Genomic DNA, 13,173 nt, shown 5'->3' on the forward strand with positions numbered 1-13,173 from the left:
CTCCCGGCCCGCCCGGAGGACGTGGCGGCGGCGACGGCCGAGGCCGCCGCCGACGAGGCGTCGACCGGGGACGTTCCCGAGGCGGTCGCGGTGGACGGGGCGAACCCCGTCGGCAGGCAACCGGACGGCGCGGCGGACGACGACGCGTCGGACGGGACGATGGAGCCCGGCACAACGGGTGGCATGAGGGAGACGGTGGGATGACGGCGCCGGCCGACGGCAACAGCCCGATCGAGGTCCTGCTTGTGGAGGACGACCCGGGCGACGTGTTGATGACCCAGGAGGCGTTCGAGGAGCACAAGCTGCGCAACCGGCTGACCGTCGTCTCCGACGGCGCGGAAGCGCTGGCCTACCTGCGCCGCGAGGGGCAGTACGCCGAGGCCGTGCAGCCCGACCTGATCCTGCTCGACCTGAACCTGCCGCGCCGCGACGGACGCGAGGTGCTCGAGGAGATCAAGAAGGACGACCAGCTCTGCCGGATCCCGGTGGTGGTGCTCACCACCTCCCAGGCCGACGAGGACATCCTGCGCAGCTACCAGCTGCACGCCAACGCCTACGTGACCAAGCCGGTGGACTTCGACCGCTTCATCGCGGTGGTCCGGCAGATCGACGAGTTCTTCGTCAGCGTGGTCAAGCTTCCGCCCCGTGGCTGAGCGGCTGCGGGACGACGTCGGGGAACTGCTGCGGCAGACCGCGACCGATGTCGTGCTGCCTCTGTTCCGGCGGCTCGACGACGCCGACATCTTCGAGAAAGCCCCCGGCGACCTGGTCACCGTCGCCGACCGGCGGGCGGAGGAGCGCATCTCCGAGGCGCTGCGCAAGCTCCTGCCGGGCTCGGTGGTGGTCGGCGAGGAAGCGGTCGCCGAGAACCCGGACCTGCTGCGCCACCTGGGGGGCGGCGGTGCCGTCTGGCTGGTCGACCCGGTGGACGGTACCGGCAACTTCGCCGCCGGCCGGGCCCCGTTCGCGTTGATGGTCGCGTTGCTGACCGACGGGGTGCTGACCGGGGCGTGGGTGCTCGACCCGATCGCCGGTGTCCTCGCCGACGCCCGCCTCAATGCGGGCACCCGGCTCGACGGTCAGCCGGTGCGGGCCGTGGACGCCGCCGTGACGTCCGGCCGGATGCGCGGCACGGCCATGACCCGTTCGCTGCCCCCGGCGGTTCGTACCCGGGTCGAGGCCGGCGGGGAGCGGCTCGGCGAGCTGCTCTCCGGCCAGCACTGCGCCGGCCGGGAGTACCTGGACCTGCTCACCGGCGACCACCGGTTCGTGCTCTTCTGGCGGACGCTGCCCTGGGACCATGCGCCGGGCGTGCTGCTGGTACGGGAGGCCGGCGGGGTGGCCCGCCACCTCGACGGCGCGGAATATCATCCCGCCGACGACCGCCCGGGGCTACTCGTCGCCGCCGACGCGGCCACCTGGTCGACCGCGCGGGCCGCCCTCCTCGCCTGACCACCGCGATCATCGCTGACCACGTTCGGCGACGCCACCGATGCGCGCCGTGGACGCAGTCGGCCCCGGGTGGTCGCGGGCCTGGTCGAACCGGCTCCGTCCGGTATCGTGACCGGCGGTCTCCCGCCGACCGGCACCTGGCGCAGCCGGCGGGATCGCCGCGCCGGGGTCGACCGGCCCCGTGGGGAGAGGGAAGGACACCTTCGTGCCCAGGACCAGCATCACCCGGTCGCGGGTGCACCGGCCGTTGACCGTCCTGCTGGCCGTGCTGGCGCTGCTGCTCGGCGGCGGTGCCGTGCCGGCCTCCGCCGAGCCCAACGAGGGTGGTAGCAAGAAGCTGCGCGACGCGCTGGAGGCCGCGGCCAAGGGCCACCTGGAGGCCAAGGCGAAGCTGGAGAACTCCAAGCGCCGCCAGGCCGAGCTGACCAACGAGCTGAAGGCGGTCGAGGTACGGCTGGTGGGGCTCAGCGAGCAGGTCAGCGAGGTGGCCGCGCAGTCGTACCGGCTGGGCCGGCTCACCACCGCGTCGGCGCTGCTCAACAGCGCGACCCCCGAGGCGCTCCTTCAGCGCGCCGCCGAACTCGACGTGATGGGGCAGCGGGACGCCCGGCGGCTGCGCGAGTACCGCAGCGCGCAGGAGACCGCCGCGCAGGCCAAGCTGGCCATCGACGCCGAGGTCCGCGAGCAGCAGAAGCAGGTCGCCGCGCTGGCCAAACGGAAGCGCGACGCCGAGCAGGCCCTCGCCGCGGTCAGCTCCGGCACCAGCGGCGGGTTCCGTGGCAGCGCCCGCTCAGCTGCCCCGGCCAAACGCAACTCGGACGGCTCCTGGCCGGGCGAGTCCTGCTCGGTCAACGACCCGACCACCGACGGTTGCATCACCCCACGCACCCTGCACGCCCTCCAGCAGGCCCAGGCGGCCGGCTACAAGCGCTACGTCAAGTGCTACCGCCCCGGCGGCGACGGTGAACACCCGAAGGGCAGGGCCTGCGACTTCTCCGCCGCCACCAGCACGTTCAAGGACGAGACCGCGACCGGCGGCGACAAGGCGTACGGCGACAGCCTGGCGAACTACCTGCAGAAGAACGCCGACCGGCTCGGCGTGCTCTACGTGATCTGGTACCGACAGATCTGGCTGCCCAACACCGGGTGGCGGGCGTACAGCGGCTCCGGCAGCCCGGCCGCCGACCACACAAACCATGTTCATCTTTCGATGAACTGAGCCGGCGACCCGGCAAGGCTGCGTACCATCGCGACGGTGAGCAGCTCATCCTCCAACGTCCTGGTGGATCCGGCGCCCGCGCCGGCCACCTCCCGCGCGCTGCCCAACGGGCTGGCCGCGTTCCTGGTCTTCTTCTCCAGCGGTGCCGTACTGGTGCTGGAGACGGTCTCGCTGCGCCTGGTCGGCCCGTACGTCGGGGTGACCCTCCAGGTGACCAGCTCGGTCATCGGCATCGCGCTGGCCGCCATCGCGTACGGGGCGTGGACCGGCGGTTGGCTCGCCGACCGGCGTGACCCGCGCCCGTTGCTCGCTCCGGCGCTGGTGCTGGCCGGCATCGCCTCGGCGGTCACCCTGCCGGTGGTCCGGTACGCCGGTGAGGTGTTGCGGGGTGGGGCGGCCAGCGCCATCCTGCTGCTCGTCGCGGCGGCCGTCTTCGTGCCGGCGGCCCTGCTGTCGGCGGTCACCCCGCTGGTGGTGAAGCTCCAACTCGCCGACCTGCGCCGCACCGGGCAGGTGGTGGGCCGGTTGTCCAGCATCGGCACCCTCGGCGGGATCAGCGCCACCCTGGTCACCGGCTTCGTGCTGGTGGCGGCGCTGCCCAGCACCGTCATCCTGATCGCGTTGGCGGCACTGCTCGGGGTCACCGGCCTCGCCCTCGGCGTCTACCTGCGCCGGCAGGAGGGGGCCGGGCGCGGCGGCTCGGGCCGGACGAAGGCCGCCCTGGCGGTGCTCGGGCTGGTCGGCGCCGGGCTCAGCGCGGTCGCGCCGAACCCGTGCGACGTGGAGACCGCGTACCACTGCGCCCGGGTGGCGGTGGACCCGTCGCGTGACTCCGGCCGGGTGCTGTACCTCAACTCGGCCCAGCACTCGTACGTGGACCTGGCCGACCCCACGCACCTGGAGTACGCGTACACGCAGTGGATCGGCGCGGCGGCGGATGTGGCGGCGCCGAAGGACCGGCGGCTGGACGCGCTGCACCTGGGCGGGGGCGGGTTCACCATGCCCCGATACCTGAGCGCCACCCGCCCGGGCAGCCACAACCTGGTCTTCGAGATCGACGGCGGGCTGGTCGAGCTGGACCGGCGTGAACTGGGCGTACGCCCGGGGCCGGAGCTGCGGGCGGTGGTGGGGGACGCCCGGATGCTGGTCGCCGGCGAGCCGGCCGACAGCCGCGACTTCGTCGTCGGGGACGCTTTCGGGCATCTGGTGGTGCCCTGGCATCTGGCCACCCGGGAGATGGCGGCCGAGGTGCGGCGGGTGCTGCGGCCCGGCGGCCTGTACGTGCAGAACGTGATCGACTATCCGCCCGGGCGGTTCATCCGCAGCGAGGTGGCCACCGTGGCGGCCGAGTTCCGGCACGTCGCGCTGGTCGCGCCGGCGAATGCGATCGCCGGTGAGGTGGGGTCGAACTTCCTCATCGTCGCCTCGGACGCGCCGCTGCCGCTGGACGCGCTCAATCAGCGACTCGACACGCTGGACAGCGTCCCGGATCTGCTCGCCGGTGACGCCCTGGCCGCGTTCGCCGACGGTGCGCTGGTGCTCACCGACGACTACGCTCCGGTGGACCAGTTGCTCGCGACCGCCTGATCCGGTGATTTCCTGACCGATTCCGCCCAGTCAGGTGTAGCCGCGTCGGCCGGGGGCAACACGACCGACCATGGGTGGAGCGAACCGGGACGGCGCGCGGTTGCTGGGTGAGCGGTACCGGCTGATCGAACAGCTCGGAGCGGGCGGCATGTCCGTGGTGTGGCGCGGCTACGACGAGGTGCTCGGCCGCCAGGTGGCGGTGAAGGTGCTGGCGTCTCGGCTGGCCAGCGACCGGGCGTTCCGGCACCGGATCCGGTCGGAGGCGCAGGCCGCCGCGCGGCTCTGCCACCCCAACATCACCAACGTGTACGACTACGGCGAGTCCGAGCAGTCCGGGCTGACCGTGCCGTACGTGGTGATGGAGCTGGTCGACGGCGGCCCGCTGACCGGTCGGCTCGGGCGTGCCGGTCGGCTGCCCTGGCGGGAGGCGGTCACGATCGGGGCCGAGGTCAGTTCGGCGCTGGCCACCGCGCACGCCCGGGGGGTGGTGCACCGGGACGTCACCCCCGGCAACGTGATGCTCACTTCCACCGGGGTGAAGGTCGTCGACTTCGGTATCTCGGCGCTGGTCGGGGAGAGCGAGCAGGATCCGGACGGTGCGCTGCTCGGCACGCCCGCGTACCTGGCGCCGGAGCGGCTGGACAAGGGTCAGGTCTCCCCGGCGACCGACGTGTACGCCGTCGGGCTGCTGCTCTACCGGATGCTCACCGGCCGGCTGCCGTGGCAGGCCAGCACCACCACCCAGATGCTCCGCGCGCACATGTACCACGAGCCGGAGCCGATGCCCGCGGTGGCCGGGCTGCCGGAGGAGGTGGCGGAGCTGGTGCGGCGCTGCCTCGCCAAGCAGCCGGAGGACCGGCCGGCGACCGTCGAGGTGGCCCGTACGCTGGCGGAGGCGGCCGGGGTGGTCGCGGCCGTGCCGGTCTCCCCGGCACCCGGCATGGGCGGGGATCCGACCCTGCTGGCCGCTGCGGGCACCACGATCCTGCCCTGGTCGGCCGAGACGGACGCGCTGCCCGTTGCGGGTCGTACCCGCAGCCGTCGGGCGGTGGCCCGGCGGCGTCGGGTCGAGGCCGGGGTGGCGGCGGCCGGGTTGGTGGCGGTGACGGCCGCGATGTGGGGGTTGACCTCGAAGAGTCCGGCAGGCGGAGGGGTGGACAAACCCGCCGAGGCGCGGATGGGGCTCATCCGGCAGCAGGGCTGTGGTGTGGCGTACGCGCTGCGCAGGGACTCCGGCAAGGATTTCACCGCCGAGGTGACGGTGACCAACACCGGCACGGAGGACCTGCGGGACTGGCGGATGCGTTTCGCCTTTCCGGGGGGCCAGACGGTGACGAAGGCCAGCCCGGCGGTGGCCAAGCAGCAGGGGCGCACGGTGGTGGTGCAGCCCGCGCCGGGGCGTGCCGCGCTCGCGCCCGGCGCGTCGGAGCAGGTCGCGTTGAGCGGGCGGTACACCGGGACCAATCCGCTGCCGGTGCAGTTCCACGTGGGTGAGACGCCCTGCGCCGTCCAGGTGTCCGGGGTGGCCGGCTCGGCACCGCCCGCCCCAGCGGCGAAACCACCGGCCAAATCGGCCGTGAAGAAGGCGTCCGCCGGGGATGGGGCTGCCGCGACCTCGCCGAAGGGCCCGGGCGGCGGCGCGAAGGCCAAGCCGAAGAAGGGCCCGGGTGAGCCGAAGAAGGCCGAGCGCCCCGCGGGACGGGACGACGATGACGACGAGCGCGACGACGAACGCGACGAGGAGTGAGGGTCCGCAGGGCCGCTGAACCTCAGCCGGGGGTGGCGAACCGCTGCACCTGCTCGATGGTGCCCTCCACGATCAGCACGCTCTCCGGTTGGAGCACCATGTCCGGCCCGGCGTAGCGGAAGTGTTCCCCGGGAAGCTTCGCGCCGACCACCATCACCCCGTACCGGTCGGTTGGGGCCAGGTCGCGCAGCCGCCGGCCGACGAGGCTCTGCGGCACCGGCACCTTGGCGATGGCCACGTCGTCGCCGAACTCGATGAAATCGAGCATCCGGCTGACGATCAGGTGCGCCACCCGCTCGCCGGTCTCGGCCTCGGGGAAGACGACGTGGTGCGCGCCGACCGAGGCGAGGATCTTGGCGTGCTTCGCCGAGGTGGCCCGGGCCCAGATCTGCGGTACGCCCAGCTCGGTCAACGCGAGCACGGTGAGCACGCTCGCTTCCACCGACGCCCCGATCGCCACCACCACCCGGCGGAACTCCGCCACGCCGAGCTGTCGCAGCGCGGCCTCCTCGGTGCCGTCCGCCTGGACGACCCGGTCGAGCTGCTCCGACCAGCGCTGCACCGGGTCCGGGTTGCGGTCGATGGCGAGCACCTCGTGACCGAGTTGGGTGAGGGCGCTGGCCAGGTGGTAGCCGAACCGGCCCAGGCCGACGACCACGACGCCGCTGTCGTCAAGGTTCCTAGCCGACAATGGGTTGCTCCTCGGGGTAGCGGTAGAGGCGGTGTCGGGTGTTCAACGCGATGGCTGAGCCGAGGGTGAGTGGCCCGACCCGCCCGATGTACATGAGCAGGATCAACAGCAGTTGGCCGGAGGTGCCGTAGTCGGCGGGGGTGCCGACGGAGAGGCCCGTGGTGGTGAAGGCGGAGGTCACCTCGAACAGCGCGCGGTAGTAGGCCGTCCCTTCGGTCATCAGGATCAGCCCCACCGTGCCGCCGGCCACCAGGGCGACGCTGAGCAGGGCCACGGTGAGCGCCTGCCGTTGGCTGGCGGTGGCGATGCGGCTGTGGCCCACGGTGACGTCGGGTTCGCCGCGCAGCTCCGCCCAGATGACGAAGGCGAGCAGGAAGAAGGTGGAGACCTTGATGCCGCCGGCGGTGCTGGCGCTGCCGCCGCCGATGAACATCAGCGCGATGAGCAGCGGGTAGGTCTCCTCGTCGAGCCGGTTCGTGTCGAGGCTGTTGAAGCCGCCGGTCCGGACGACCGCGTTCTGGGTGAAGGCGGAGAGCAGCTTGCCGCGCCAGTCGTACGGGCCGAGGGTGTTCGGGTTGGCCCACTCGGCGGCGAGCAGGCCGACGAGGCCGATCAGGAGCAGGGCGAGGCTGCCCCAGACGGTCAGTTTGGTGGAGACCGCCCAGGACACGGGTCGGCGCCAGGCCCGGGCCACCTCGAACAGCGCCGGGAACCCGAGACCGCCGACGATGGTGCCGGCCACGAGGGGCAGGCAGATCCACGGGTCGCGGGCGAAGCCCACCAGGCTGTCGGACCAGAGGGAGAAGCCACCGTTGTTGAAGCCCTGGACGGCGTGGAACAGCCCGTACCAGAGGGCCCGACCGGCCGGGTAGTCGTAGGTCAGCCAGAGTCGCCCGGCGAGGAAGACGGTGATCATGGCCTCGCTGACCAGGGCGAGTCCCGCGATACGCCCCAGCAGGCGGCGTACGTCGCCGATGCCGTACTCGGCGGTCTCGGCCTGTACGAGCAGCCGGTTGCGCAGCCCGAGCTGCCGGGCGACCACCAGGATGACCAGGGTGGCGCCGGTCAGGATGCCGAGGCCGCCGACCTGGGTGAGCACCGTGATCATGATCAGGCCGAAGCCGTTCCAGTACGTCGGGGTGTCGACCACGGGCATGCCGGTGACCGAGATGGCGGAGGTGGCGGTGAACAGCGCGGTGGTGAAGGGGGTGAACCGGTGCTCGCCGGTGGCCCAGGGCAGCATCAGCAGGCTGGTGCCGAGCGCGATCGCCGCCAGGAAGCCGAGCGGCACCAGCCGCACGGGATGACGGAGAAAGCGGCGCACCAGACAATCCTGGCGCTATCCGGCATCCCGGTGGCGATGAATCGGCTATCTCGCAGGGTTCACCCGCCGGTCAGACGCGGACCAACTGGCGGTCAGCCGCAGCCGGTCTGCTGGGCGTCACCCATCGACGACAGGAGACGGCGTTGCGACGTACCCTTTCCGCTCTCGGCCTGGCCGGCACGCTGCTGGCGGTGGCCGTCGCCGTGCCCGGCGCGGCGTCCGCCCGCGAGGACGACGCGGAGCGCGCGGACCGGGCCGAGCACCGGCCCATCGTGATCGCCCACCGTGGCGCGAGTGGCTACCGCCCGGAGCACACCCTGGAGGCGTACCGGCTGGCGATCCGGATGGGCGCCGACTACATCGAGCCGGATCTGGTCTCGACGAAGGACGGCGTGCTGGTCGCCCGGCACGAGAACGAGATCTCGGGTACGACCGACGTGGCGGTCCGGCCGGAGTTCGCCGCCCGCCGGGCGACGAAGACCATCGACGGGGTGGCCGTCACCGGATGGTTCACCGAGGACTTCACCCTGGCCGAGCTGAAGACGCTGCGGGCCAAGGAGCGGCTGCCCCAGGTGCGGGTGGCGAACACCGCCTTCGACGGGCGCTTCGAGGTGCCGACCTTCCAGGAGGTCATCGACCTGGCCCGGGCGGAGAGCCGCCAGCGGGGCCGGATCATCGGCGTCTACCCGGAGACCAAACACCCCAGCTACTTCGCCTCGATCGGGCTGCCCCTGGAGGAGCCGCTGGTGGCGGTGCTGCGCAAGAACAGGATGGCGCACCGGAACGCGCCCGTGTACGTCCAGTCCTTCGAGACGGCGAACCTGCGCAGGCTGAACCGGATGGTGGACGTGCCGCTGGTGCAGCTGCTCGACGCCGCCGGCCGCCCGTACGACTTCACCGTCGCCGGCGACCCGCGCGGCTACGCCGACCTGGCCGCGCCCGCCGGGCTGCGCTGGATCGCCCGGTACGCCGACGGCGTCGGCCTGAACAAGAACCTGATCGTCCCCCGGGACGCCACCGGCACGCTGCGCGCGCCGACCACCGTGGTCCGCGACGCCCATCGCGAGAAACTGCTCGTGCACGCCTGGACGTTCCGCGCCGAGAACCAGTTCCTGCCCGCCGATTTCCGGGTCGGCGCCGACCCCAACGCCCGCGGCGACGTCACCGCCGAGTACGAACTCTTCTACGGCCTGGGTCTGGACGGCGTCTTCGCCGATCAGCCCGACACCGCCGTGGCGGCCCGCGCCGGCCTGCCGGCCCGCTGACGGTCACCCTTCCCCACGGGTACGCGGGGCGCCCGCTCGATCCGGCCGCCCCGCGTACGTCGACTGCCAGTCTCACTCTTTACCAAGCACGGCCTAGTAGGTGAAGGTCCAGAGGAAGTAGAAGCCGCCGGAGGGGCCGGAGGGGCGGTACTCGCAGTAGAACCAGTTCCACCGACCGGTCTGCACCCCCTCGCTGCCGTAACTCTGGCAGAACTGGTAGTCGTAGTAGACGCCGCGAAGCGTGCCGCCTGGCGGGTCAGCGGCCGCCGGGGTGCTCGCCCCGACCAGTCCGCCCAGTGCGAGAGTCGTCGCTGCCACCGCCGTCGCCAACCTTCGTCCGCGCATGAAGCCTCCTCCTGTCGTCGTCCACAGCGCACGGCGACTCTCCGTCGAGTCGGAGCCCCGGACATCGAAGAACCTAAATCAGGCTTGCATGGTTGTGCCTGCTCTGGCTTCCGACAGCGGGCGATGCTGGAGCGATGATCCGCCAATGCGGCCTCCATCGAACGGGCACCTGCCCTGAGGGGGTGGACGGCGGGACGGGGGCATCTATCGGATGCCGCCGCAAGCTCCGCCATCGTCGGCGGGTCGCTCGCGGCCGGGGTTAGCCGGTCGGCCGCTCGGCCACGTAGGTGCCCCGGCGGGGCCGGTCAGTGCGGAACGTGACGACGATCTTGCCGACCTGGGTGTTGGACTCCAGGTGTCGGTGTGCCTCGACGATGTCGGCCAGATCGAAGGTCCGGTCGACAACCGGGGTCAGCGCCCCGCGACGCAGGCCGGCCCGGACGAATGCCTGGGCGCGGCTGAGGCGGCCCGGGTCGCCGGTGACGAGGTCGACAGCGAAGCCGTGGATGTTCAGGGGCCAGTTCATGGGTAGCGGCGTCGGCCGGGGGTCCAGCCAGCCGTAGACGATCAGCACGCCACCCGCCGCCACGGTCTGCGCGATCTCCGTCAGGCCGGGTCCGGCGACGGCGTCGAAGACGACCTGTGCCCCTCGGCCGTTGGTGACGGCGTGCACGCGGTCGACAAGGTCGTCCTTGTCCCTGGCTACGACGTGCGCGGCTCCTGCCCGGAGCAGGTGCGACGACTTGGTGGCGGTGCGGGTGACGGCGATGGGTGTGGCGCCCAGGTGGTTGGCGATCTGGATGGCCGCGAGGCCGACGCTGCTGGACGCGGCGGTAATGACGACGGCGTCGCCGGCCTTCACCCGGCCGACCTCCACCAAGGCGCCGTACGCGGTCAGGTATGACGTCCATACGGCCGCCCCGGTGACCGCATCCATGTCGGTCGGGCGCGGAACGAGGGCCGTGGCCGGCACGTTGAGCCGGTCGGCGTACACGCCGTGGCGGGACATCTCCTGGTCGCTGACGATGCTCACCGCCTGCCCCGGACTGAAGCCCGCGACGCCGGGGCCGACCTGCTCCACGACGCCAGCCGCCTCGAAGCCGAGCCGGGAGCCGGGCAGGGTGGGCTGGTAGTAGTAGCTGCCCGCACGGAACAATGCCTCGGCGCGATTCAGGCCAATGGCGTCGATCCGGACCCGGACCTCGCCCTCACCAGCCGGGTCGAGCCGCACCTCTTCGATCTTCAATACGTCCGGGCCGCCGAGTTCGTGGAAACGTACCGCGTGTGCACGAGTGGTCATGCAAATGAACGTACGGAGATCGACTGAGACGAACCATGCCGGAGAGTCTTACCTTTTTGTCCCACCGTCTTGCGTCATGGACTCACGGCTAACCTGGTCGGCGTGGATGTGCTCAGCGACGCGATCGCGGCCATGCGTACGGGCCTGCCCCATTCCTCCCGCACCTTGATGTCCGCCCCCTGGGGCCTTCGGTTCGCCGCCTCCAATGGGGCCGGCTTCCACGTCATCCTGCAGGGCTCCTGCTGGCTCCTCCCGCCCGGACAGGAGCCGGTCGCGCTGTCCCCCGGCGACGTCGTCTTCCTTCCGCACGGGCGCGGACACGCGATCGCAGACGACCCGACCACGCCGCTGACCGACGTCGTCCAAACCCCGGACGGAAACTGGGTGCTGGCCGAGGATCCTCCGCCCGGCGCCGGTCCGACCACCCTGATGTTGTGCGGTGCCTACCGGCTCAACCGGGCACGGGCGCACCCGCTGCTCACCGGGCTGCCCGACGTCGTCCACCTGCCCGCCCGGATCGGTGCACACCCCGCCCTGCGCGCCGCCGTCGACCTGCTCGGCCGCGAACTGGACCAGCCGGGGCCCGGCTCAGACGCGGTGGTGCCAGCGTTACTCGACACCCTGCTGATCTACATTCTCCGCGCCTGGCTGGACGACCACGCCGGGCAGGCGGCCACCGGCTGGGCTGCCGCCCTCGCCGACCCGGCCGTCGCCGACGCGCTCCACGCGATCCACCATCGCCCGGCCCATCCGTGGACGGTGGAGGAGCTCGGCGCACGGGCGGGGCTGTCGCGGGCGGCTTTCGCCCGACGGTTCGCCACCGTCGTGGGGCAACCTCCCCTGGCCTACCTGACCTGGTGGCGCATGATCATCGCCAGCCAGTTGCTCGGCACCAGCGACGCCCCGCTACGCGTGGTCGCCCAAAACGGCGGCTACTCCTCGGAGTTCGCGTTCGCCAAGGCGTTCAAACGCCAGTTCGGGATCTCGCCCGGCAGCTACCGCAGACAACACGACAACACCAAGCACCCCGTAACGCCCAGGCGAGCCCCAAGCGTCATTCACCACCGATGAGTGGCAGCTGAGCGACTCGACACGCCGGGACTTCTATCGCTGAGCTGCCAGCGATCACGGTTTGGCGGGCGGCTCGGCCACGTAGGTGCCCCGGCCCTGCTGGCCGATGATCAGCTCTCGGTCGTGGAGGATGACCAATGCCCGATAGGCGGTGTTGTTGCTGACGCCGTACATATCGGCGAGTTGGCTGGTCGAGGGCAATTTGTCTCCGGGCTTCAACTCGCCGTTCTTGATCTTCCCGGCGATGTCGTCGACGATGCGGCGGAACGAAGGCTGTGCTGTGGGCATGCTGGGACTCCGGTTGGTTCGGCTCCCCGATCATGCCGGACCTACACCAGCATCTGCAATAAGTTGCCACGCCAGCACTCAGGGCTAAACTCACGCCACTTAGTGGCGTAAGTTGCTGGGTGTCCGGCTCCGGTTGGTTCGGCAAGCCTCGGGGGCGGACACCACGGTTGGCTGCGGGGCCGTACCGCCGATCAGGGCTGCGGTTCCGGAGCCGGCGGCCCCGGTCCGCTTCCCCCGATCGCGGGGCCGGGGCCGCCTTCCAGCGCCCATCCCGACCGAGAGGTGGCCCATGCGCAACGTGCTCGCCCTGTTCCGCCGCCCCGCGCGGCGTACTCCCTCCCATCCACCGAACGCCGGCCGGTACGGCTGGGCGTCCTGCCGCCCGCTGACCGCTGGGCAGATCCGCGAGCGGCAGTTCCAGCAGGTACGACGCGGGCTCGACCCGGCCGAGGTGTACGCCTTCCTGCACCGGGTCGCCGGCGAGCTGGCCCATGCCCGGCGGGACCTGGCGATGGTCACCGAGGAGAACATCCGGATCAAGCGGGCGCTACGCAACTGGCAGTCCCGGTTCGCGCCCAGGGTGTGGCGGTGAGCCCGCAGCGGTTCGTCGTCCACCTGCCCGTGGTCGCCGCCGACCTGCCGACCGCGCTGCGCCTCGCCCGGGCGGTCACCCGGGCGCTCGGGTTCCTGCCCGAGGTGGAGGGCGGCGGAACGACCGTGTCGGCCGAGGACCGGCAGAGCGTACGACACTGGGTCTTCTGCGACCGGCTGCTCGACGGCGGCCGGCGCTGCCCCCGCCCGGCCGACCACAACGGCGACTGCGCGGGCCCTGCCCTTGCTCCGCGCGAATTGCGGCGTGTTGCGGCTTCCACGGCGGCGGATAC

The 13,173-nt window shown here is 71.9% G+C and carries 14 protein-coding genes and 1 pseudogene; 10 read left to right on the forward strand and 5 right to left on the reverse strand.

Features of this window, described 5'->3' with window-relative positions:
• The 6 genes and pseudogenes from E1182_RS31270 to E1182_RS23905 all read left to right on the forward strand — a co-directional run.
• Nucleotides 1-204: pseudogene (locus E1182_RS31270) on the forward strand (histidine kinase); the annotation flags it as partial.
• Nucleotides 201-653, forward strand: a complete 453-nt coding sequence (locus E1182_RS23885; RefSeq protein WP_132269177.1) for a response regulator — start codon at nucleotides 201-203, stop codon at nucleotides 651-653. The pseudogene E1182_RS31270 and the gene E1182_RS23885, both read left to right, overlap by 4 nt.
• On the forward strand, nucleotides 646-1,452 hold the full coding sequence (locus tag E1182_RS23890; protein ID WP_132269179.1) for an inositol monophosphatase family protein: 807 nt from the start codon (nucleotides 646-648) through the stop codon (nucleotides 1,450-1,452). The genes E1182_RS23885 and E1182_RS23890 overlap by 8 nt, the downstream gene beginning before the upstream one ends.
• Before the next feature lie 205 nt (nucleotides 1,453-1,657).
• On the forward strand, nucleotides 1,658-2,671 hold the full coding sequence (locus E1182_RS23895) for a hypothetical protein (protein WP_132269181.1): 1,014 nt from the start codon (nucleotides 1,658-1,660) through the stop codon (nucleotides 2,669-2,671).
• Between the two features lie 36 nt (nucleotides 2,672-2,707).
• Complete coding sequence (locus E1182_RS23900; protein WP_132269183.1) at nucleotides 2,708-4,258, forward strand: fused MFS/spermidine synthase; 1,551 nt, start codon at nucleotides 2,708-2,710, stop codon at nucleotides 4,256-4,258.
• 70 nt (nucleotides 4,259-4,328) lie between these two features.
• Nucleotides 4,329-6,005, forward strand: a complete 1,677-nt coding sequence (locus E1182_RS23905; RefSeq protein WP_132269186.1) for a serine/threonine-protein kinase — start codon at nucleotides 4,329-4,331, stop codon at nucleotides 6,003-6,005.
• A 22-nt stretch (nucleotides 6,006-6,027) separates the two neighbouring features.
• Here E1182_RS23905 and E1182_RS23910 read toward each other — a convergent pair whose 3' ends face one another.
• Nucleotides 6,028-6,696, reverse strand: a complete 669-nt coding sequence (locus tag E1182_RS23910) for a TrkA family potassium uptake protein (RefSeq protein ID WP_132269188.1) — start codon at nucleotides 6,694-6,696, stop codon at nucleotides 6,028-6,030.
• Complete coding sequence (locus E1182_RS23915; RefSeq protein WP_132269190.1) at nucleotides 6,686-8,020, reverse strand: TrkH family potassium uptake protein; 1,335 nt, start codon at nucleotides 8,018-8,020, stop codon at nucleotides 6,686-6,688. Before E1182_RS23915 ends, E1182_RS23910 begins: the two co-directional genes overlap by 11 nt.
• Before the next feature lie 143 nt (nucleotides 8,021-8,163).
• Between E1182_RS23915 and E1182_RS23920 the strand changes: the two genes are divergently transcribed.
• A complete protein-coding gene (locus E1182_RS23920) occupies nucleotides 8,164-9,285 on the forward strand; it encodes a glycerophosphodiester phosphodiesterase (RefSeq protein WP_132269192.1) in 1,122 nt (373 codons plus the stop codon).
• A 93-nt stretch (nucleotides 9,286-9,378) separates the two neighbouring features.
• Here E1182_RS23920 and E1182_RS23925 read toward each other — a convergent pair whose 3' ends face one another.
• Both E1182_RS23925 and E1182_RS23930 read right to left on the reverse strand, forming a co-directional pair.
• On the reverse strand, nucleotides 9,379-9,630 hold the full coding sequence (locus tag E1182_RS23925) for a hypothetical protein (protein WP_132269195.1): 252 nt from the start codon (nucleotides 9,628-9,630) through the stop codon (nucleotides 9,379-9,381).
• A 259-nt stretch (nucleotides 9,631-9,889) separates the two neighbouring features.
• Nucleotides 9,890-10,930, reverse strand: a complete 1,041-nt coding sequence (locus E1182_RS23930; protein WP_132269198.1) for a zinc-dependent alcohol dehydrogenase family protein — start codon at nucleotides 10,928-10,930, stop codon at nucleotides 9,890-9,892.
• Between the two features lie 102 nt (nucleotides 10,931-11,032).
• On the opposite strand from E1182_RS23930, the gene E1182_RS23935 reads away from it, so the two are divergent.
• Nucleotides 11,033-12,001, forward strand: coding sequence for an AraC family transcriptional regulator (locus E1182_RS23935; RefSeq protein ID WP_132269200.1), 969 nt, complete (start codon nucleotides 11,033-11,035; stop codon nucleotides 11,999-12,001).
• A 54-nt stretch (nucleotides 12,002-12,055) separates the two neighbouring features.
• Here the strand turns inward: E1182_RS23935 and E1182_RS23945 are convergent, their stop codons facing one another.
• On the reverse strand, nucleotides 12,056-12,289 hold the full coding sequence (locus E1182_RS23945; RefSeq protein ID WP_132269203.1) for a GntR family transcriptional regulator: 234 nt from the start codon (nucleotides 12,287-12,289) through the stop codon (nucleotides 12,056-12,058).
• Between the two features lie 289 nt (nucleotides 12,290-12,578).
• On the opposite strand from E1182_RS23945, the gene E1182_RS23950 reads away from it, so the two are divergent.
• Together E1182_RS23950 and E1182_RS23955 are read left to right on the forward strand one after the other, a co-directional pair.
• The gene (locus tag E1182_RS23950) at nucleotides 12,579-12,881 is read left to right on the forward strand and encodes a DivIVA domain-containing protein (protein WP_132269205.1); all 303 of its coding nucleotides are present in this window, start codon (nucleotides 12,579-12,581) and stop codon (nucleotides 12,879-12,881) included.
• Nucleotides 12,878-13,173 (forward strand): hypothetical protein (locus tag E1182_RS23955; RefSeq protein ID WP_243706389.1); only part of this gene is annotated, 296 nt, incomplete at its 3' end. The genes E1182_RS23950 and E1182_RS23955, both read left to right, overlap by 4 nt.

The organism is Micromonospora sp. KC721, assembly GCF_004348355.1.
Classification (GTDB): domain Bacteria; phylum Actinomycetota; class Actinomycetes; order Mycobacteriales; family Micromonosporaceae; genus Micromonospora.